The organism is Azospirillum sp. TSO5, from assembly GCF_003116065.1.
GTDB lineage: Bacteria > Pseudomonadota > Alphaproteobacteria > Azospirillales > Azospirillaceae > Azospirillum.
The window spans coordinates 21,213-38,562 of record NZ_LGQY01000027.1 but is presented as its reverse complement, the minus strand read 5'-3'; the positions used below and the strand labels follow the sequence as shown (position 1 = coordinate 38,562).

The 17,350-nt window shown below is 67.3% G+C and carries 19 protein-coding genes; 11 read left to right on the top strand and 8 right to left on the bottom strand.

Annotated elements, in window-relative coordinates; genetic code table 11:
• From TSO5_RS07720 to cysQ, 3 genes are all read right to left on the bottom strand, one after another.
• Window positions 1-871: homoserine kinase (locus TSO5_RS07720; RefSeq protein ID WP_109151051.1), on the bottom strand; the 871-nt coding region annotated here is incomplete at its 3' end.
• A gap of 13 nt (window positions 872-884) precedes the next feature.
• Window positions 885-1,718 (bottom strand): ferritin-like domain-containing protein, encoded by an 834-nt coding sequence (locus TSO5_RS07715; protein WP_109151050.1) that lies wholly within the window; start codon window positions 1,716-1,718, stop codon window positions 885-887.
• A complete protein-coding gene (gene cysQ / locus TSO5_RS07710; protein WP_109151049.1) occupies window positions 1,715-2,491 on the bottom strand; it encodes a 3'(2'),5'-bisphosphate nucleotidase CysQ in 777 nt (258 codons plus the stop codon). The genes TSO5_RS07715 and cysQ overlap by 4 nt, the downstream gene beginning before the upstream one ends.
• 90 nt (window positions 2,492-2,581) lie before the next feature.
• Here cysQ and TSO5_RS07705 point away from each other — a divergent pair, with 90 nt between their 5' ends.
• On the top strand, window positions 2,582-3,136 hold the full coding sequence (locus TSO5_RS07705) for a GNAT family N-acetyltransferase (protein WP_109151048.1): 555 nt from the start codon (window positions 2,582-2,584) through the stop codon (window positions 3,134-3,136).
• Here the strand turns inward: TSO5_RS07705 and TSO5_RS07700 are convergent.
• Window positions 3,133-3,831, bottom strand: coding sequence for an EAL domain-containing protein (locus TSO5_RS07700; RefSeq protein ID WP_247870634.1), 699 nt, complete (start codon window positions 3,829-3,831; stop codon window positions 3,133-3,135). The genes TSO5_RS07705 and TSO5_RS07700 overlap by 4 nt on opposite strands.
• Window positions 3,832-4,004: 173 nt before the next feature.
• A complete protein-coding gene (locus tag TSO5_RS07695; protein WP_109151046.1) occupies window positions 4,005-6,341 on the bottom strand; it encodes a xanthine dehydrogenase family protein molybdopterin-binding subunit in 2,337 nt (778 codons plus the stop codon).
• A gap of 200 nt (window positions 6,342-6,541) precedes the next feature.
• On the opposite strand from TSO5_RS07695, the gene TSO5_RS07690 reads away from it, so the two are divergent.
• The 3 genes from TSO5_RS07690 (at window position 6,542) to TSO5_RS07680 (ending at window position 8,890) form a co-directional block, all read left to right on the top strand.
• A complete protein-coding gene (locus TSO5_RS07690) occupies window positions 6,542-7,276 on the top strand; it encodes an SOS response-associated peptidase (protein WP_109151045.1) in 735 nt (244 codons plus the stop codon).
• Window positions 7,254-7,832, top strand: a complete 579-nt coding sequence (locus TSO5_RS07685; protein ID WP_109151044.1) for a thermonuclease family protein — start codon at window positions 7,254-7,256, stop codon at window positions 7,830-7,832. Before TSO5_RS07690 ends, TSO5_RS07685 begins: the two co-directional genes overlap by 23 nt.
• 257 nt (window positions 7,833-8,089) lie before the next feature.
• Complete coding sequence (locus TSO5_RS07680; RefSeq protein ID WP_109151043.1) at window positions 8,090-8,890, top strand: response regulator; 801 nt, start codon at window positions 8,090-8,092, stop codon at window positions 8,888-8,890.
• Window positions 8,891-8,999: 109 nt separating this feature from the next.
• Here the strand turns inward: TSO5_RS07680 and TSO5_RS07675 are convergent, their stop codons facing one another.
• Window positions 9,000-9,257: a GlsB/YeaQ/YmgE family stress response membrane protein gene (locus TSO5_RS07675; RefSeq protein ID WP_085089454.1), complete on the bottom strand. Its 258-nt coding sequence runs from the start codon at window positions 9,255-9,257 to the stop codon at window positions 9,000-9,002.
• 213 nt (window positions 9,258-9,470) lie between these two features.
• Between TSO5_RS07675 and TSO5_RS07670 the strand changes: the two genes are divergently transcribed.
• Complete coding sequence (locus TSO5_RS07670; RefSeq protein WP_109151042.1) at window positions 9,471-9,911, top strand: hypothetical protein; 441 nt, start codon at window positions 9,471-9,473, stop codon at window positions 9,909-9,911.
• Window positions 9,912-10,024: 113 nt separating this feature from the next.
• On the opposite strand, the gene rpe is transcribed toward TSO5_RS07670, so the two are convergent.
• Window positions 10,025-10,678 carry a ribulose-phosphate 3-epimerase gene (rpe, locus tag TSO5_RS07665; RefSeq protein ID WP_109151041.1) on the bottom strand — a complete coding sequence of 218 codons (654 nt, stop codon included), beginning with the start codon at window positions 10,676-10,678 and terminating at the stop codon, window positions 10,025-10,027.
• A 218-nt stretch (window positions 10,679-10,896) separates the two neighbouring features.
• Here rpe and modA point away from each other — a divergent pair, with 218 nt between their 5' ends.
• The 3 genes from modA to modC are packed head-to-tail and all read left to right on the top strand — an operon-like array spanning window position 10,897 to window position 13,536.
• Window positions 10,897-11,706, top strand: coding sequence for a molybdate ABC transporter substrate-binding protein (modA, locus tag TSO5_RS07660; RefSeq protein ID WP_109151040.1), 810 nt, complete (start codon window positions 10,897-10,899; stop codon window positions 11,704-11,706).
• 10 nt (window positions 11,707-11,716) lie between these two features.
• Window positions 11,717-12,412, top strand: a complete 696-nt coding sequence (gene modB / locus TSO5_RS07655; protein WP_109075429.1) for a molybdate ABC transporter permease subunit — start codon at window positions 11,717-11,719, stop codon at window positions 12,410-12,412.
• Window positions 12,413-12,414: 2 nt separating this feature from the next.
• The gene (modC, locus tag TSO5_RS07650; RefSeq protein WP_109151039.1) at window positions 12,415-13,536 is read left to right on the top strand and encodes a molybdenum ABC transporter ATP-binding protein; all 1,122 of its coding nucleotides are present in this window, start codon (window positions 12,415-12,417) and stop codon (window positions 13,534-13,536) included.
• Window positions 13,537-13,555: 19 nt separating this feature from the next.
• Here modC and TSO5_RS07645 read toward each other — a convergent pair whose 3' ends face one another.
• Window positions 13,556-13,864, bottom strand: a complete 309-nt coding sequence (locus TSO5_RS07645; RefSeq protein WP_109151038.1) for a hypothetical protein — start codon at window positions 13,862-13,864, stop codon at window positions 13,556-13,558.
• 358 nt (window positions 13,865-14,222) lie between these two features.
• Here TSO5_RS07645 and TSO5_RS07640 point away from each other — a divergent pair, with 358 nt between their 5' ends.
• The 3 genes from TSO5_RS07640 (at window position 14,223) to TSO5_RS07630 (ending at window position 17,334) form a co-directional block, all read left to right on the top strand.
• Window positions 14,223-14,594 (top strand): septum formation initiator family protein, encoded by a 372-nt coding sequence (locus tag TSO5_RS07640; protein WP_199230831.1) that lies wholly within the window; start codon window positions 14,223-14,225, stop codon window positions 14,592-14,594.
• Between the two features lie 194 nt (window positions 14,595-14,788).
• Window positions 14,789-15,808, top strand: coding sequence for a pyruvate dehydrogenase (acetyl-transferring) E1 component subunit alpha (gene pdhA / locus TSO5_RS07635; protein WP_109151037.1), 1,020 nt, complete (start codon window positions 14,789-14,791; stop codon window positions 15,806-15,808).
• A 116-nt stretch (window positions 15,809-15,924) separates the two neighbouring features.
• Window positions 15,925-17,334: a pyruvate dehydrogenase complex E1 component subunit beta gene (locus TSO5_RS07630; protein WP_109151036.1), complete on the top strand. Its 1,410-nt coding sequence runs from the start codon at window positions 15,925-15,927 to the stop codon at window positions 17,332-17,334.
• The last annotated feature ends 16 nt before the right edge of the window (window positions 17,335-17,350 follow it).

Here is a 17,350-nt window from a genome sequence, read left to right as displayed (position 1 = left end):
CGCCCGGCGGGTGGTTCAGCCAGTCGTAGAGGCGGGTCAGCAGGAAGCGCACCGCGCTGCCTCGGCACAGCCAGGGCAGGGCGTCCAGCTCCGCGCGGGACAGCGGCCGGACCTTGCGGTAGTTGGACAGCAGCAGCCGCGCTTTGGTGGCGTTGAACGATCCGTCGATCTCGAAACACCAGGCGTTGATGCAGATCGCCACATCGTAGACGAAGAAGTCGTTGCAGGCGAAATAGAAATCGATCAGGCCGGACAGGCTGTCGCCGCGGAAGAAGACGTTGTCCGGGAACAGGTCGGCATGGATGACACCGGCCGGCAGCCCGACCGGCCAGTTGGCCTCCAGCGCCGCCAGTTCCGATTCCAGTGTCGCACGCAGGCCGGGGGCAACCTCGTCGGCACGGGGCGCCGACTTGGCGAACAGATCCTTCCAGCCGGGCAGGGCCAGCGCGTTCGGCCGTTCCATGCGGAAGTCGCCGACCGCCAGATGCAGGCGGGCCAAAGCCTCACCCAACTGGGCGCAGTGCTGCGGCATGATCCGGCGCGGCCACATGCCGGCCAGGAAAGTGACGATCACCGCCGGGCGGCCGCACAGCTCGCGCAGGGCCACGCCGTCGCGACCCGCCACCGGCAGCGGACAGGCGATGCCCTTTTCCGCCAGATGCTCCATCAGGCCGAGGAAGAAGGGCAGATCCTCCTTCCGCGTGCGCTTCTCATAGAGCGTCAGGATGTAGGGTCCGCGTTCGGTCACCAGCAGGAAGTTGGAATTCTCCACCCCCTCCGCGATGCCCTTGCACGACAGCACTGCGCCCAGATCGTACTGGGCGGCGAAGGTGCTGAGATCCTCGTCGGTGACTTCGGTGTATACGGCCATGATGTCCAGGGCCTTACCGGGTTTCCGGCCTGCGGTCAATTTCGGGAGTGATCGGCTCGTAATATTCCGGGCCGAAGCCGGCCAACTGGCGGCTGGTGGTGTTGAAGGGGCGCTTCAGACCGCCGCGGAAATGGCGGCCGACCAGATCCTGCCATAGGGCGACTGGTTCCTCCCCGCGCTCGGCGCAGAGATGGACGAACCAGCGTCGGCCGGCGGCGACGTGGCTGATTTCCTCGTCATGGATGGTCTGGAGCAGGTCGGCGCTCTCGGCATCGCCGAAGTCGCGCAGGCGGCGCACGGTCTCGGGGGTGACGTCCAGGCCGCGCGCCTCCAGCACCATCGGCACCACCGCCAGCCGGGCGGCGAGGTCGTGGGCGGTCTCCGTCGCCGCCTGCCATAGCCCGTCATGGGCGGGCAGGTCGCCGTAGGAGGAGCCGAGTTCGCTCAGCCGGGTCTCCAGCATCTGAAAATGCCGGGCCTCGTCGTCGGCCACCTGGACCCAATCGTCGGTGAAGCCCTTCGGCAGGCCGAGGGGCGCGAATCGGGCGACGATGTCCCAGGCTAGGTCGATGGCGTTCAGCTCGATATGGGCCAGCGCATGCAGCAGGGCGATGCGGTTCTGGGCGCTGCCGCCGCGCCCGCGCTTGGGCATGTCGCGCGGCAGCTTCAGCTCCGGCCGGTCGGGACGGGCGGGGCGATCGGGTGGCGGGGCCGGCACGTCGGGGGACAGCAGGCCGTCGCGCCATGCGGCGGCATGAAGGCGGGTCAGGCGCACTTTTTCCAGCGGCGCCGCGGTGGTCAGCACCGCGGTCGCCGCCTCACCCAGGCACGAAACGGAAGAGGTCATTTCCAGCCGTAGGCGACGAAGTGCGGGTTGAGGATGTCGTCCTTGCCATAGACCAGCGGCGAGCCGTCCGGCTGCTCCACCCGGCCGCCGGCGCCGATCAGCACGGCATGGCCGGCGGCGGTGTCCCACTCGCTGGTCGGTCCGAAGCGGGGGTAGAGGTCGGCCTTGCCGCTCGCCACCGTGCAGAATTTCAGTGAGCTGCCGCAGGACACCCGGTCCTTGACCGTGTACTTGCCAAGGAAGTCGTCCAGCACCGACCCATTGCCGTGGGAGCGGCTGGCGACGACGGTCAGCCCGTCGGCCGGCGGGTTGCGGACGGCGATGGGGTGGTCGTGGCGGCCCTCCGCGCAATGGACGGCGGTGCCGGGGCCGGCCGCGGCGTACATGTCGCCGGTGGCGGGAGCATAGACGACGCCCAGGACCGGGACGCCGTTCTCGATCAGGGCGATGTTCACCGTGAACTCGCCGTTGCGGGAGATGAATTCCTTGGTGCCGTCGAGCGGATCGACCAGCCAGAACCGGCCGCCGGAGATGTCGGGCTTGTGGCCCGCTGACATCGCCTCTTCCGCGACGACGGGCACGCCCGGCAGCAGGTGGTGCAGCGCCGGGACGATCACCGCCTCCGCCGCCTGGTCGGCCTGCGTGACCGGGCTGCCGTCGACCTTGGTGGCGACGTCGATGCCGTCGTTGTAGAAGCGCAGGATGACCTGACCGGCCTCGTGGGCGATGGTGCGGACCGTCGGCAGCAGGCTCGCCACAGCGGCATCGGGCATGGGGTAATCTCCCTATGGTATGAAGAGTCAGCATATCCTGCCCGAAGGCGGGCCGGAAGCTCTTGAACGGGTGTGGAACGGAGAAGGCGGATGACGGCCGGGGAATTGTCGGACATCGGGCGGACTGAGGGCCACGGCGCATCGGCCCTATGGCGTGCTATGACTGCCGCCGATCTGGACCGGATCCTGGCCATCGCGGACATCGTACATCCGGACTATCCGGAAGAACGCGGCGTGTTCGAGGAGAGGCTGGCGCTCTACCCCGCCGGCTGCCGTGTGGCCGAATGCCGCGGCGAGGCCATCGGCTATGGCGTCATGCATCCGGGCAGGCTGGGGGTGCCGCTGCCGCTCGACACGCCGCTGGGGGGGCTGTCGGCGGATGCGGACTGCTTGTACCTGCACGACATCGCCCTCCTGCCGGAGGCGCGTGGCACCGGGCTGGGGGCGGCGGTGCTGGGCTATGCCCATGGGCTGGCGGCGCGGGAAGGCTGGCGGTGGCTGGCGCTGACCTCAACGCCGCGCGCGCGGAGCTATTGGGATCGTGTCGGCTTCACACCCTATGCGGATGGCGGACCGGCGCTGGCGGCCAAGCTGGCGAGCTATGGCGGCGGGATGAGCTACATGACCGCTCCGGTCCGGGCTTAAGCAGCCAGGATCGCCATTTCCGGGTCGGTCACCACGGATTGGAAGGCCGGCTTGGCGAACAGGTAGCCCTGCATCAGGGTGACGCCCAGGTCGCGCAGGGTCTTGGCCTCGCCGACCGTCTCGATGCCCTCGGCGATGGGGGTGATGGCGAGATCCTCGCACACCGCCAGGATGGCCTTGACGATGCTGCGTCGGGCGCGCTCCGTGTCGATGTTGCGGGTCAGCTCCATGTCCAGCTTGATGATGTCCGGCTGGAATTCGGCCAGCAGGTTCAGACCGGAATAGCCGGAGCCGAAATCGTCGATGGCGGTCAGGAAGCCCTGGCGCTTGTATTCGCTGAAGATGCTCTTCAGGTGGTCGTGGTCCACCACCCGCTCGTTCTCCGTCACCTCGAAGATGATGCGGTCGGTGGGGAAGCCGGTGCGGCGGGCGGCGGCCAGCGTCGCCTTGATGCAGGCCTCCGCCTTGTAGACGGCGTTGGGCAGGAAGTTGATGGACAGGCGGGCGCCGTTCATCGGCAGGGAGGAGGCCAGCTCGATCGCCTTGATGCGGCAGGACTGGTCGAAAGCGTAGCGGGTGGCGTCGGTCACCTGGCCCAGCACCCAGCCGGCGCCCTGGCCCTGGGCGCCGCGCACCAGCGCCTCATGCGCCCAGACACCGCCGTTGGCGACATCGACGATGGGCTGGAAAGCCATCGTGAAATCCAGATCGAGGCGGTCCGCACATTGACCGCCGCACCCACCGTCGCCAAACGCCATCGCCCTACCCCTGTCGGATCAAGAATTGCACTTTTAGGTAAGGAACAATGCCATGGATTTCATCAGACGGAGGTGTGGCAAGTGCCACACCTTCCGACTAGGACTTTCCCCTATTCCGCCGCCATGCCGGTTTCAGCGTGGCGGATTGCCGCCCACACCGATTCCGGCGTCGCCGGCATGTCGATGTGGGTGATGCCGAGGTCGGACAAGGCATCCACCACCGCGTTGATGATGGCCGGCGGTGCGCCGATGGCCCCAGCCTCGCCGGCGCCCTTCATGCCCAGCATGTTGGTGGTGCTGGGCACGCTGTTCAGCTTCACCTCGATCGGCGGCATGTCGACCGCGCGCGGCATCTGGTAGTCCATGAAGGAGCCGGACAGCAGCTGCCCGCTGTCGGGGTCGAACACCACCCGCTCCTGCAGGGCCTGACCCAGCCCCTGCGCCACGCCGCCATGGATCTGGCCGATCACCAGCATCGGGTTGATGACCGTGCCGAAATCGTCGACGACGCTGTAGCGCAGCACCTCGACGATGCCGGTCGCCGGGTCGATCTCCACCTCCGCGATGTGGCAGCCGTTGGGGAAGGTGCTGGCCGGCGGGGTCCAGCGCGCCATCTCGGAGAAGGCGATGCCGCCGCTGCCGCCCGCCGCCGCCTTGGTCGCCACCTCCTTCAGCGACACCGAGCGGTCGGTGCCGACGATGGTGAAGCGGCCGTCGGCGAACTCCACGTCGACCTCGGCGGTTTCCAGCAGGTCGGCGGCGACCGTGGTCGCGGTCTTCACCACCTTGGCCGCACCCTCCGCCAGCGCCGAGCCGCCGACGGGCACGGAACGCGAGCCGCCGGTGCCGGCGCCCCAGCTGACGCGGTCGGTGTCGCCCTGCACCACCTCGACATCCTCCGGCGGAACGCCAAGCCGGTCGGCGAGGATCTGCTTGTAGGCGGTTTCGTGGCCCTGGCCGTTGTTCTGGGTGCCGATCATCAGCACAACCTTGCCGTCGCCGTTGACCTGGACGGTCGCCTGCTCCGGCCCGCCGCCCGAGCAGGCTTCGATGTAGGTGGACAGGCCGGCGCCGCGCAGCTTGCCGCGGGCCTTCGCCTCCGCCTTGCGGGCAGGCAGGCCGGCCATGTCGGCGAGAATCAGGCCGTCTTCCAGATTCTGGACGAACTCGCCGGTGTCATAGACCTGCCCCATCGGCGTGGCATAGGGCATGGCGGTCGGCGGGATGAAGTTGCGCCGCCGGATTTCCGCCGGGCCGAGGCCGGTGACGCGGCCGGCATGGTCGATCAGCCGTTCCAGCAGATAGGCCGCCTCCGGACGGCCGGCGCCGCGATAGGCGTCCACCGGCTGGGTGTTGGTGAAGACGCCCTTCACCCGCACATAGACGGCCGGAGTCTTATAAGAGCCGACCAGCATCGCCGATCCGGCATCGGTCGGGATGAAGGGACCGTAGTTGGACAGATAGGCGCCGAGATTGGCGACGGTATCGACCCGCAGGCCGAGGAAATGGCCGTCGGCGTCGAGCGCGAGGCGTGCCTTGCTGACATGGTCGCGGCCATGGTCGTCGCTGATGAAGCCCTCGATCCGGTCGGCGGCCCATTTGACCGCGCGGTTCAGGCGGCGGGCGGCGAACAGGCAGGCGACATATTCCGGGTAGTTGAACAGCTTCATGCCGAAGCCGCCGCCGACGTCGGTGGTCAGCACGCGGATGCGCTGCTCGGGTTCGTTCAGGATCTTGGCGAACTGCTTCTGCAGGCCGTGGACGCCCTGGCTGGTGACGTAGATCAGCAGCCGGCCGGGGCCGCCGTCAGCACCCGATTCGACACCGGCGACGCAGGCGCGGCCTTCCATCGGGTTGGCGACGACGCGGTTGTTGACCAGCTCCAGCTCCACCACGCGGTGGGCGCCGGCCAGTGCCGCCTCCACCGCCGCCTCGTCGCCGGTGTCCCAGTCGAAGCAGAGGTTGTTCGGCGCCTCGTCCCACACCAGCGGGCGGCCGGGTTCCAGCGCCGCCAGCGTGCCGGTGACGGGCTCGCGGTCCTCGTAGTCGACCATCACCAGTTCGGCGGCCTCGCGCGCGGCCTCCAGCGTTTCGGCGACCACCATGGCGACCGGATCGCCGACATGGCGGGCGAAGCCGCGGACCAGCGCCGGGCGCGGGGTGCGGACATAGTTCGACCCGTCGCGCTGCTTCAGCACCGCCTGACAGGGGATCATGCCGACATTCTCGGCATCGAGATCGGCGATGGTGTAGACCGCCAGAACGCCGGGCTGGGCCAGCGCGTCCGAGGTGTCGATGGCGCCGATGGCGGCGAAGGCATGGGGCGAGCGGACGAAGGCCGCATAGGCCTGTCCGGGGAGAGACACGTCGTCGGTGTAGCGGCCGCCGCCGGTCAGCAGCCGGGCGTCTTCGGTGCGCGGAACCGCCTGTCCGATGCCGAACTTCATGGGTGAACTCCCGCCTTCCGGTTCGATGCGATTGTTGTGCCCCGCGAAGATAGGCCGGCTTAAGCGTCAGGGAAACCCCGACGGGCGACATGGGTGACGGTTGTCCGCTGCAAGGATTGTCGGCTGAACCCTCAAGAACCGGGGCAAACGGCTGGCGGAATGGACCTGCAAGGGCCATATTTTACCGCATGTGTGGACGCATGCTTCTCACCACCCCGGTCAGCGAGGTCCAGCGCCTGTTCGGCGTGCCCGAACGGCCAAACCTGATGCCGCGGTGGAATATCGCCCCGACGCAGGACATCCCCGTCATCCGCCGCGAGGAGGACGGACGCCATCTGGCGATGGTCCGCTGGGGGCTGGTGCCGCCCTGGGCCGACGATCCCGTCATCGGCGGACGGATGATCAACGCGCGCGGCGAATCGGTGGCCGACAAGCCGGCCTTCCGCGATGCCTTCCGCAAGCGCCGCTGCCTGGTCCCGCTGGACGGATTCTATGAATGGACCAGCGTGGGGGAGGGGGCGAAGCCGCGCAAGCAGGGCCACGTCATCCGACGCCGCGACCGCGGCCTTTTCGCGCTGGCCGGTTTGTGGGAGCGCTGGCGCGGGCCGAAGGGGGCGCCGCCGCTCGATCCGCCTCTGGAAACCGCGACGGTGGTGACGACGGCGACCAACGCGACGCTGTCCTTCCTGCATGACCGCATGCCGGTGGTGCTCGACCCCGCCGACTGGGATGCATGGCTGGATCCGGCGACCCCGCTGCCGGTGCTGGAGGGGCTGATCCGCTCCGCGCCGGAAGAGTGGCTGGATGTGGTGCCGGTCGGGCCGAAGGTGAACAGCGTGCGCAACGACGACTGCTCCTGCCTGGATCCACCGCAGGAAATCGCTCCGGCCAAGGCGAAGGACAAGGCCGGCGATGACCAGCCGAGCCTGTTCTGACGCGATGCTGAGGGCGATGCTGCTGGCGGCATTGCTCGCCCTGGCGGGACCGGCGGCGGCGCAGACCAATCAAACGGCCAAGGGACAGGCGGCCAAGGGGCGCGGCCCCATCGCCAACACACCGAACCAGACCATCAAGGGCACCGCCACGGCGGTGGAGGGCGACCTGCTGACCATCAACGGCACGGCCGTCCGGCTGATGGGAATCGATGCGCCGGATCCGGGGCAGAAATGCAAGAACCGCTACGGCCACGAGTTGGACTGCTTCAAGGTCGCCACCGCCGTGCTCGCCAATATGGTGAAGGGAGAGGAGGTGACCTGCACCGTCACCGAACAGGACCGCACCGGCGAGAAGAAGGGCGAATGCCGTGTGCGCGGCGTCGATCTGGGGGCGGCGATGGTGTCGCGCGGCTGGGCCTTTCAATATGCCAGCCTGTCGCCGGCCTATCAGAAGGGCGAGGCCTATGCCCAGAGCAAGCGCATGGGGCTGTGGGCCGGGCAGGTGGAAAAGCCCTGGCAATGGCGCAGTCGGCAGCTTCGCGAGAACGCCAAGTGAGATGAACCAGCCCTTCGACCAATCGGATTCGGTCGGCCCTGATTGTTGGGGCCTGATCGCCGGTTGTCGGCCGGCACCCCCATTTCCCATTCGACCGCCACGCTGCCCATGATAGGATTCGTCGACGACGAAGGACGATGTCAAAAGCTGGTTCATGGCCCGACACGATTCGACAGGGTCGGCGCGTTTCTCCGGTGAACGGTGCGAGAGGCGCGATTCCAGTGCGGCAACTCCCGTCGGGGAGCGGAGTCACCGGTATGCTCGTTTACGAATGCGAATTGTTCGAGGTGGTTCCGGTGCTGCGCCGCTATGCGCGGGCGCTGACCGGCACGACCGACCGTGGCGACGCGCTGGTGACCCGCTGTGTCGAGGCAGCGATGATGGCGCCCTCGCGCTTCGGTCTGGATCGTGGCGGCGACGGAGCGTTGCTGCCGATGTATGCGCTGCTGAACCTGCTGTTCGACCGGTCGGAGGATTTCGGCCCGGCCGGCCGGCCGCTTCCCTCGCCCCACCCCATCGAACGCGCCCTTACCGAACTGCCGGAGGTCGACCGCCGTCTGTATCTGCTGACCGCGCTGGAAGGGCTGAGCCTGCCGCAGGCGGCGAAGGTGCTGCAACTGCGGCCGGGTGAGGCGATCGAGAGGTTGAAGACCGCCCGTGCGTGGGTGCGCGGCGCCATGATCCAGCGGGTGATGGTGGTGGAGGACAACGCCATCCTGGCGATGGAACTGGGGGCGCTGGTCGCCGAGATGGGGCATGTCGTCTGCGGCACCGCCGGCAACGAGCCGGAGGCGCTCGCCCTGATGAAGGCGGAAAAGCCGACGCTGGCCCTGCTGGACGTCCGGCTGGCCGATGGCGGCAGCGGGATCGAGATCGCGCGGCGGCTGAAGCGCGTGCGTGAACTGCGCACCATCTTCGTCACCGCCTTCGACGACGACATCCAGGCCGGCGATGCCCGCCATCTGGGGCAGATCGTCCGCAAGCCCTTCACCAATGCCGGAATCCAGGCCGCCATCTCCCGCGCCATCTTCATGCCGCAGCCGGTGGCGCTGGTTTGATCCGCTCCGGAATGAAAAAGGGACCGCCGGCCGTCCGGTGGTCCCCTTATCTTGTCCGGCTATGTCTTGTCCGGCTTTCAGGCAAGCCGGCGTGTTCCGCTGCCGCCGCTTAGACCGTCGTCCGGCGGCCGGCGATCATGCGGTAGATGGCCAGGATGATGATCGCGCCGACGATGGCGCCGATGAAGCCCGCTCCCTCGCCCGGCCGGTACCAGCCGACGGCGGCACCCAGATACGTCGCGACGAAAGCGCCGGCGATGCCCAGCAGGGTGGTGATGATGAAGCCGCCCGGATCGCGACCCGGCATCAGGAACTTGGCGACGATGCCGGCGAGAAAGCCGATGATGATCGTCCAGAGAATGCCCATGGTGTTTTCCCTTCCGTTGCGGGACCGTCTTCCCATGCCCAATAACGGGCAGAGACGCATTTGGTTCTCGCCGATGCGTGATCTTTTAGGGTGCCTCGCCTTCGGGTATCCGAAAACCGACCGGGAACCTTTCCGGTGCCGGCCATGTTCTTCGCATCACGTTTCCGACGCTGCACTGCGGTGCCGCCACGGACGACTGTTAGGAGATGCGTTATGAACAAGACCTTCATTTTCACCGCTGTGGGTGCCGTTCTGCTGTCGACCGGCGCGATGGCCCAGGTGGCTGGTTCCGCGACGACGCCGCAGGCCGGCTCCAGCTACACGATGGGCTCGACGACCGGCGTGCCGCCGCTGAGCGCGCCGGCCCGCGGCCTGCCGTTGACCGACACCGCGCAGGGCGGCAAGGTCGTCGTGCTGGGCGAGAGCATCGGCGAACGCCAGCTGGCCGAACGGCAGCGGGCGGAGAGCATGACCCCGCCCGTCACCTATTCCGGGTCGAGCGCCGGGACCTACGGCTACAGCAATTCCGGTTCGAGCTATACGGCTCCCAGCTATGCCGCTCCGAGCTATTCCGGCACCGGATCGCAGACGGAAGGCAACATGAGCACGCGCGGCATGAATGGCGGCGCGCCCTATACGCCGCCGACCCGCTGACGAGAGCTGCGGCCGGTCTGTAACCATTCCGGCCTGAATCGAAGCGGCCCCGCAACGCTCCTCCCATCGGGGGGAGCATTGCGGGGCCGTTGGCGTTTATTCGAACTGTTCGTTCAGCGCAGTGCGCGGATGTTGGCGGCATACTGGTCCGGACCGCCGGTGAAGGTGGCGGTGCCGGCCACAAGCACGTCAGCGCCGGCCTCGATCGCCAGACGGGCGGTCTCAGGGTTGATGCCGCCGTCCACCTCCAGGTCGATCTGCTTGCCGAGCGCGTCGATGCGGGCACGCAGGTCGCGGATCTTCGGAAGCTGGCTCTTGATGAAGCTCTGGCCGCCGAAGCCGGGGTTCACGGTCATCACCAGCACGAGGTCGATGTCCTCCAGCACATGCTGGATGGCGTCGACCGGGGTGGCCGGGTTCAGCGATACGCCGGCCTTCTTGCCCAGCGACTTGATCAGCTGGATGGTGCGGTGCAGGTGCGGGCCGGCCTCCGGATGGACGGTGATGATGTCGGCGCCGGCCTTGGCGAAGTCCGGAATGAACAGATCCACCGGCGAGATCATCAGGTGGACGTCGAAGACCTTGGCGGTGTGCGGACGCAGCGCCTTCACCACGCCCGGCCCGATGGTGAGGTTCGGCACGAAATGGCCGTCCATCACGTCGATATGGATGTAGTCGGCGCCGGCGGCGTCGACCGCGCGGACCTCCTCGCCCAGCCGGGCGAAATCGGCGGAGAGAATCGAGGGGGAAATCTTCACGGCGCGCATGGGGCTTTCCTGGTGCGGGAGGGGGAGCGGGGAGCGGTTATGGAACTGGTCCGATCAGCCGCACTTCCTATCACGGGGCCGCGACGCAAGTCATGACATGATGTGGATGGCCGCCATGCCTCCATGGTGCGGATTGCACCGTTTACGCTTTACCGCAACCGCGAAGCGTTGTATCCGTTGGAATATAGGTGGAGCGACGCATTCGGCAGGAGGTGGCGATGGTCGGAATGAATGGGACGTTTGGGCGCCGCGGATTCGCGGCGGCGGTTTCGGCCGTCGTGCTGGGCATCGGACTGACGGTGGCCGCCCCGGCGGCGATGGCGCAGGACGCGCTGGTCCTGGCGGCAGCCTCGACCAAGAACGCGGTCGAAAAGCTGGCGGCGCAGTTCAAGGCGAAGACCGGCAATAGCGTGACATCGTCCTTCGCCGCATCGTCGGCGCTGGCCAAGCAAATCGAGAATGGCGCACCGGCCGATATCTTCATCTCGGCCGATCTCGACTGGATGGACTATCTGCAGAAGCGCGATCTCATCAAGACCGACAGCCGGGTGAACTTGCTGGGAAACGAGCTGGTTGCGGTGGTGCCGAAGGGCTCGACCCTGAAGCCGGACCTGTCCAAGGGCGGCAAGCTGGCGGACCAACTGGGCGACGGGCGGCTCGCCACCGGTGACCCGTCGAACGTTCCGGTCGGGAAGTACGCCAAGGCGGCGTTGGAGACGCTGGGGCAATGGACGGCGGTCGAACCGAAGCTGGCGCGGGCCGACAGCGTGCGCGCCGCGCTGGTGCTGGTCAGCCGCGGCGAGGTGCCGCTGGGCATCGTCTATCGCACCGACGCCGCCATCGATCCGGGGGTGGAGGTCGCCGCGGCCTTCCCACCCGACAGCTATCCGGCGATCACCTATCCGGCGGCTCTGGTGGCATCATCCAAGAGTCCGGCGGCGGTGGCCTTCCTCGACTACATGAAATCGCCGGATGGCATGGCGGTGTGGAAGGAATTCGGCTTCGTTCCGGCACCCAAGGCACCGTAAGCTCTGCCGCATGGAACTTCTGACGCCGATGGAAACCACCGCGTTGCTGCTGAGCCTGCGTGTCGCGGGCGTCGCCATCGCGTTGGGATTGCCGGTGGCCGTGCTCGCCGCCTGGGTGCTCGGCCGTTATTCCTTTCCGGGCAAGACGCTGGTCGACGGGCTGGTCCATCTGCCGCTGGTCCTGCCGCCCGTGGTCACCGGCTATATCCTGCTGGTGACGATGGGGACCAAGGGGGTGGTCGGCGGTTGGCTCTACCAGACCTTCGGGATCAAGCTGATCTTCACGGCGGAGGGGGCGTCGCTGGCGGTGGCGGTGACCTCCTTTCCGCTGATGGTGCGGGCGATCCGCCTGTCGGTCGAGGCCATCGACGGCGGGCTGGAGGCGGCGGCGCGTACGCTGGGCGCCGGGCCGGTCGATCGCTTCTTCACCATCCTGCTGCCGCTGATGGCGCCGGGCCTGCTGTCCGGCGCCATCGTCGCCTTCGCCGCCGCGATGGGGGAGTTCGGGGCGGTCATCACCTTCGTCTCCAACATCCCCGGCAAGACGCAGACGCTGCCGCTGGCGATCTACGCCGCGACGCAGGAACCGGGCGGCGACGCGGTGGCGGCACGGCTGGCGACGATCTCCTTCGGCGTGGCGTTGCTGGCGCTGATGCTGTCGGAGTTTCTGGCGAACCGGGTTCGCCGCCTGATCGGGCAGGTCTGACCATGCTTGACCTGCACATCCGCCAGACACTGGGCGCCTTCACGCTCGACATCGCCTTCACCGCGGAGGAACGCGGGGTGACGGCGCTGTTCGGCCGCTCAGGTTCCGGCAAGACCTCTGTCATCAATGCGATTGCCGGCCTGAGGCGGCCCGACGCCGGGCACATCCGCATCGGCGACACCGTGTTCTTCGACAGCGCAAAGCGCATCGACGTGCCGGTGGAAAAGCGGCGCATCGGCTATGTCTTCCAGGAGTCGCGGCTGTTCCCGCACATGACTGTGCGCAGCAACCTGGAATACGGGCTGCGCCGTGTGCCTGCCGGGGAGCGGCGGATCGCCTTCGCACCGGTGGTGGAGTTGCTGGGCCTGGGCCATTTGCTGGACCGCCGGCCGCGTGGCCTGTCCGGCGGTGAGAAGCAGCGGGTCGCCTTCGGCCGCGCCCTGCTGGCACAGCCGCGCCTGCTGCTGATGGACGAGCCGATGGCGTCGCTCGATGCCGCCCGCAAGGCAGAGATCATGCCGTATATCGAGCGGCTGCGCGACGAGATGAACATCCCCATCGTCCTGGTCAGCCACGCGCTGGACGAGGTGGTGCGGCTCGCCACCACGATGGTGCTGATCGCGGAGGGCAGGGTGCGCGCGGCCGGACCAGTGGGCGCGGTGATGGGCCGGCTCGACCTGTCGGCGGTGACCGGTGCGCAGGACGCCGGTGCGGTGCTGGACCTGACGGTCGAGCGCCATGTTCCGGAGGATGGGCTGTCGGTGCTGGCTTTCGACGGAGGGCGCCTGACGGTGCCGCAGATCGACCGGCCGCCCGGCACGGCGGTGCGGCTGCACATCCATGCCCGCGACGTCATCATCGCTTTGCAGCAGCCGAGCGGCGTCAGCCTGCGCAACGCGCTGACCGCAACCGTTGCGGAGGTGGCGGAGTCCGGCCCGTCGTCGGCCGACGTGCGGCTGGCGGTGGGCGGCTCCTTTCTGATCGCGCGAATCACGCGGGCGGCCGTCCGTGAACTGGAACTGGCGCCCGGTCGCCCGGTGGTGGCGCTGGTCAAGGGCATCGCCTTCGAACCGGACAGCAGCGGCGAGGCATCGGACCGGCGGAGGCGGGTGGTGGACGTGTGACCGTCCACCACGTCCGACCTTACTGACCGCCCGAGGGAGTCGAGGTGCCGGTGCTGGCGCCGCCGCCGGCCGAACCGCCGGCCGTCGAGCCACCCGGCACCGTACGGGTGGCGCCGCTGGTCTCGTTCATCGAATTGCCCGACGTGCCGCCCTGCACCGGAACGCCGGTCGAGGGCGGCGGGACGGTGGTGGATCCGCTGCTCGACCCGCTGCTGGTGGTCGGGCTGCTCTGGTTCGACGCATTGGAATTCTGGGCGTTTTGGTCGTCGCAGGCCGCCAGACCCAGAAGCAGGGCGGGCAGGGCCACGATCAGAAACTTGCTGCGCATGGGGTATCGCTCCTCAGCCAGTTGGCGGCGCCATCGGTGGGACCGGAGTTGCGAAGACGCAATGGACTCGGACCCGGACACAACGGCACCGTGTGGGTCCAAACACGCCACCGCCGGTTTCATTCCATGCACCTTCGCTCTATGCCGGGTGGATGGCTGTACCGATGAGCGGGAGCGTCGCCTGGCGGGACACCCGATTACCGACGAGAACTTTACAGGAACATCCTGTCGACTTGTGGCTTGGACGTGACGGATACCCATTACTGGGTTGCGCAAAGATCACGAAGCTTTTGCGACTTGGCTGTTGCATCTTTTTCGTTTGACCGGTGGAAAGCCGCTGTGATTCCATCGTGCCACCATGACGATGATCGCCGACCTCACCGACACGCTCGCCCGCGCCGCCAAAAGCGCGCTCCGCCAAGCAATCATGCCGGCGCTGTGCGCCTGCGTGGTCGCCTACTTCGCCTACTACGCGATCCATGGTGATCGCGGGCTGGTGGCGATGAAGCAGATCCAGGGGGAAATCGCCCAGGCGGAGGATGTGCTGAACCAGCTCCGCACCGAGCGGGAGGATATGGAACGGCGCGCCCAGCTGCTGCGCGGCGACGGTCTTGACCGCGATATGCTGGAGGAGCGGGCGCGGCTGATGCTGAATTTCGCCAACCCGCGCGACGTCATCGTCAAGCTTCCCAAACTGGCCGATCCGGAAGGGGCGAGCCAGCAGAAGTAAGGGGATATCAGCCGATTAACCGAATCGCGGTTAATCTGAAATAGCGCTGCAAAAACAGACGTTTGCGCAGACCTAGAAGCTCGTGTAGTGTGCGCGCCATATTCGCTTCCGGTGCGGGCTCTCGCATGCCCGCAACGCGCGGCGGCAAAAGGTGTTGTCAAAGACCTTTGCCGCTTGAACCCTGGGGAGGAATCATGGCCGCGTCCCGACGCCGTTCCACCAAGGCGCAGACCGACACCGCGCCCGCTCAAGCCGTCTCTTCCGAAGAGCTTCTTCATTACTATCGCGAGATGCTGCTGATCCGCCGCTTCGAAGAGAAGGCGGGCCAGCTGTACGGCATGGGCCTGATCGGCGGCTTCTGCCATCTCTACATCGGCCAGGAAGCCGTCGTCGTCGGCGTGCAGGCGGCCCTGAAAGAGGGCGACGACGTCATCACCAGCTACCGTGACCATGGCCACATGCTGGCCTGCGGCATGGAAGCCAAGGGCGTGATGGCCGAGCTGACCGGCCGCATTGGGGGCTACTCCAAGGGCAAGGGCGGCTCGATGCACATGTTCAGCCGCGAGAAGAACTTCTACGGCGGCCACGGCATCGTCGGCGGCCAGGTTCCGCTCGGCACCGGTCTGGCCTTCTCGCACAAGTACCTCAATGACGGCGGCGTGTCCGCGGTCTATTGCGGCGACGGCGCCATCAACCAGGGCCAGGTGTACGAGAGCTTCAACATGGCGGCGCTCTGGAAGCTGCCTGTGCTGTTCGTCATCGAGAACAACAAGTACGCCATGGGCACCTCGCAGGAGCGCGCCTCGGCCGGTGAACTGCATCAGCGCGGCGCCGCCTACGGCATCCCGGGCTATCAGGTCAACGGGATGGACGTGCTCGAGGTGAAGGCCGCCGCCGACCAGTGGGTGAACTACATCCGCGAAGGCAACGGCCCGGTCATCCTGGAGATGAAGACCTACCGCTACCGCGGCCACTCCATGTCCGATCCGGCCAAGTACCGGACGAAGGAGGAGGTCGAGAAGATGCGGTCGGAGTCCGATCCCATCGACCAGCTGAAGTCGAAGCTGCTGGCCGGCGGCCATGCCGACGAGGACAAGCTGAAGGAGATCGATCGCGCGGTTAAGGCGATCGTCACCGAATCGGCCGAGTTCGCGCAGCAGAGCCCCGAGCCCGATCCGTCGGAGCTGTGGACCGACATCCTGGTCGAGAGCTGACCGTCGTCCACCGTCTGGTCCTGACGTCAACGAAAAGCAGGAGCGGCGCCAGAGGGACGGGTTGCCCCCATATCGGGAGCGGCAACCGGTTTCCCCGCGCCGCCGGAGGTTGAGGAATGCCGATCGAAGTGCTGATGCCGGCCCTGTCGCCCACCATGACCGAGGGCAAGCTGGCGAAATGGGTCAAGAAGGAAGGCGACACGGTGAAGTCCGGCGATGTGCTCGCCGAGATCGAAACCGACAAGGCCACCATGGAAGTCGAAGCGGTCGATGAAGGCCGCGTCGGCAAGATCCTGGTGCCCGAAGGCACCGACAATGTCGCGGTGAACACCCCCATCGCCATCCTGCTGGAAGAGGGCGAGGACGAGAGCGCGCTGTCCAAGGGCGGCAACGCCCCGGCCGCCGCCGCTCCCGCCAACGCCGCCCCGGCCTCGGAAGAGACCAAGGCCGCCCCGTCGGCGGTCCAGGCTCCGGCCCCGGCTCCCACCGTGCCGGCCGCCCCGGTGTCGGCTCCGGAGTCGGACGAGGACAAGTTCTTCGCCAAGACGGTGAAGAAGACGGTCCGCGAAGCTCTGCGCGACGCGATGGCTGAGGAAATGCGCCGTGACGAGAAGGTCTTCGTCATGGGCGAGGAGGTCGCGCAGTACCAGGGCGCCTACAAGGTGACCCAGGGCCTGCTGCAGGAGTTCGGCGAGCGTCGTGTCATCGACACGCCCATCACCGAGATCGGCTTTGCCGGTCTGGGCGTCGGCGCCTCCTTCAAGGGGCTGAAGCCGATCGTCGAGTTCATGACCTTCAACTTCGCCATGCAGGCGATCGACCACATCATCAACTCCGCCGCCAAGACGCTGTACATGTCCGGCGGCCAGATGGGCAGCCCGATCGTCTTCCGCGGCCCGAACGGCGCCGCCGCCCGCGTCGCCGCCCAGCACTCGCAGTGCTATGCCTCGTGGTATGCCCACTGCCCGGGCCTGAAGGTGGTCTCGCCCTGGTCGGCGGCCGACGCCAAGGGCCTGCTGAAGGCGGCGATCCGCGATCCGAACCCGGTGGTCTTCCTGGAGAACGAGATTCTCTACGGCCAGAGCTTCGAGGTTCCGGAGGACGAGGAGTTCGTCCTGCCGATCGGCAAGGCCAAGATCGAGCGTCAGGGCAAGGACGTGACGATCACCGCCTTCTCGATCATGGTCGGCCATGCCCTTGCCGCCGCCGAGGAACTGGCGAAGGAAGGCATCGACGCGGAGGTCATCAACCTGCGCACGATCCGTCCGCTGGACACCGCCACCATCGTCAACAGCGTCAAGAAGACCAACCGCCTCGTTTCCGTCGAGGAAGGCTGGCCCTTCGCCGGCATCGGTTCGGAAATGTGCGCGCTGATGATGGAGCAGGCGTTCGACTATCTGGACGCGCCGGTGGCTCGCGTGGCCGGCCTGGACGTGCCGATGCCCTACGCCGCCAACCTGGAAAAGCTGGCGCTGCCGCAGGTCGCCGACATCGTCAAGGCCGCCAAGCAAGCCTGCTATCGTTGAGAGGAGGGCTGATAGG

Coding starts and splice junctions, on each gene's coding strand:
- TSO5_RS07715 (WP_109151050.1), bottom strand. CDS start 1,718: ATGACCTCTTCCGTTTCGTGCCTGGGTGAGGCGGCGACCGCGGTGCTG.
- cysQ (WP_109151049.1), bottom strand. CDS start 2,491: ATGCCCGATGCCGCTGTGGCGAGCCTGCTGCCGACGGTCCGCACCATC.
- TSO5_RS07705 (WP_109151048.1), top strand. CDS start 2,582: ATGACGGCCGGGGAATTGTCGGACATCGGGCGGACTGAGGGCCACGGC.
- TSO5_RS07700 (WP_247870634.1), bottom strand. CDS start 3,831: ATGGCTTTCCAGCCCATCGTCGATGTCGCCAACGGCGGTGTCTGGGCG.
- TSO5_RS07695 (WP_109151046.1), bottom strand. CDS start 6,341: ATGAAGTTCGGCATCGGACAGGCGGTTCCGCGCACCGAAGACGCCCGG.
- TSO5_RS07690 (WP_109151045.1), top strand. CDS start 6,542: ATGCTTCTCACCACCCCGGTCAGCGAGGTCCAGCGCCTGTTCGGCGTG.
- TSO5_RS07685 (WP_109151044.1), top strand. CDS start 7,254: ATGACCAGCCGAGCCTGTTCTGACGCGATGCTGAGGGCGATGCTGCTG.
- TSO5_RS07680 (WP_109151043.1), top strand. CDS start 8,090: ATGCTCGTTTACGAATGCGAATTGTTCGAGGTGGTTCCGGTGCTGCGC.
- TSO5_RS07675 (WP_085089454.1), bottom strand. CDS start 9,257: ATGGGCATTCTCTGGACGATCATCATCGGCTTTCTCGCCGGCATCGTC.
- TSO5_RS07670 (WP_109151042.1), top strand. CDS start 9,471: ATGAACAAGACCTTCATTTTCACCGCTGTGGGTGCCGTTCTGCTGTCG.
- rpe (WP_109151041.1), bottom strand. CDS start 10,678: ATGCGCGCCGTGAAGATTTCCCCCTCGATTCTCTCCGCCGATTTCGCC.
- modA (WP_109151040.1), top strand. CDS start 10,897: ATGGTCGGAATGAATGGGACGTTTGGGCGCCGCGGATTCGCGGCGGCG.
- modB (WP_109075429.1), top strand. CDS start 11,717: ATGGAACTTCTGACGCCGATGGAAACCACCGCGTTGCTGCTGAGCCTG.
- modC (WP_109151039.1), top strand. CDS start 12,415: ATGCTTGACCTGCACATCCGCCAGACACTGGGCGCCTTCACGCTCGAC.
- TSO5_RS07645 (WP_109151038.1), bottom strand. CDS start 13,864: ATGCGCAGCAAGTTTCTGATCGTGGCCCTGCCCGCCCTGCTTCTGGGT.
- TSO5_RS07640 (WP_199230831.1), top strand. CDS start 14,223: ATGACGATGATCGCCGACCTCACCGACACGCTCGCCCGCGCCGCCAAA.
- pdhA (WP_109151037.1), top strand. CDS start 14,789: ATGGCCGCGTCCCGACGCCGTTCCACCAAGGCGCAGACCGACACCGCG.
- TSO5_RS07630 (WP_109151036.1), top strand. CDS start 15,925: ATGCCGATCGAAGTGCTGATGCCGGCCCTGTCGCCCACCATGACCGAG.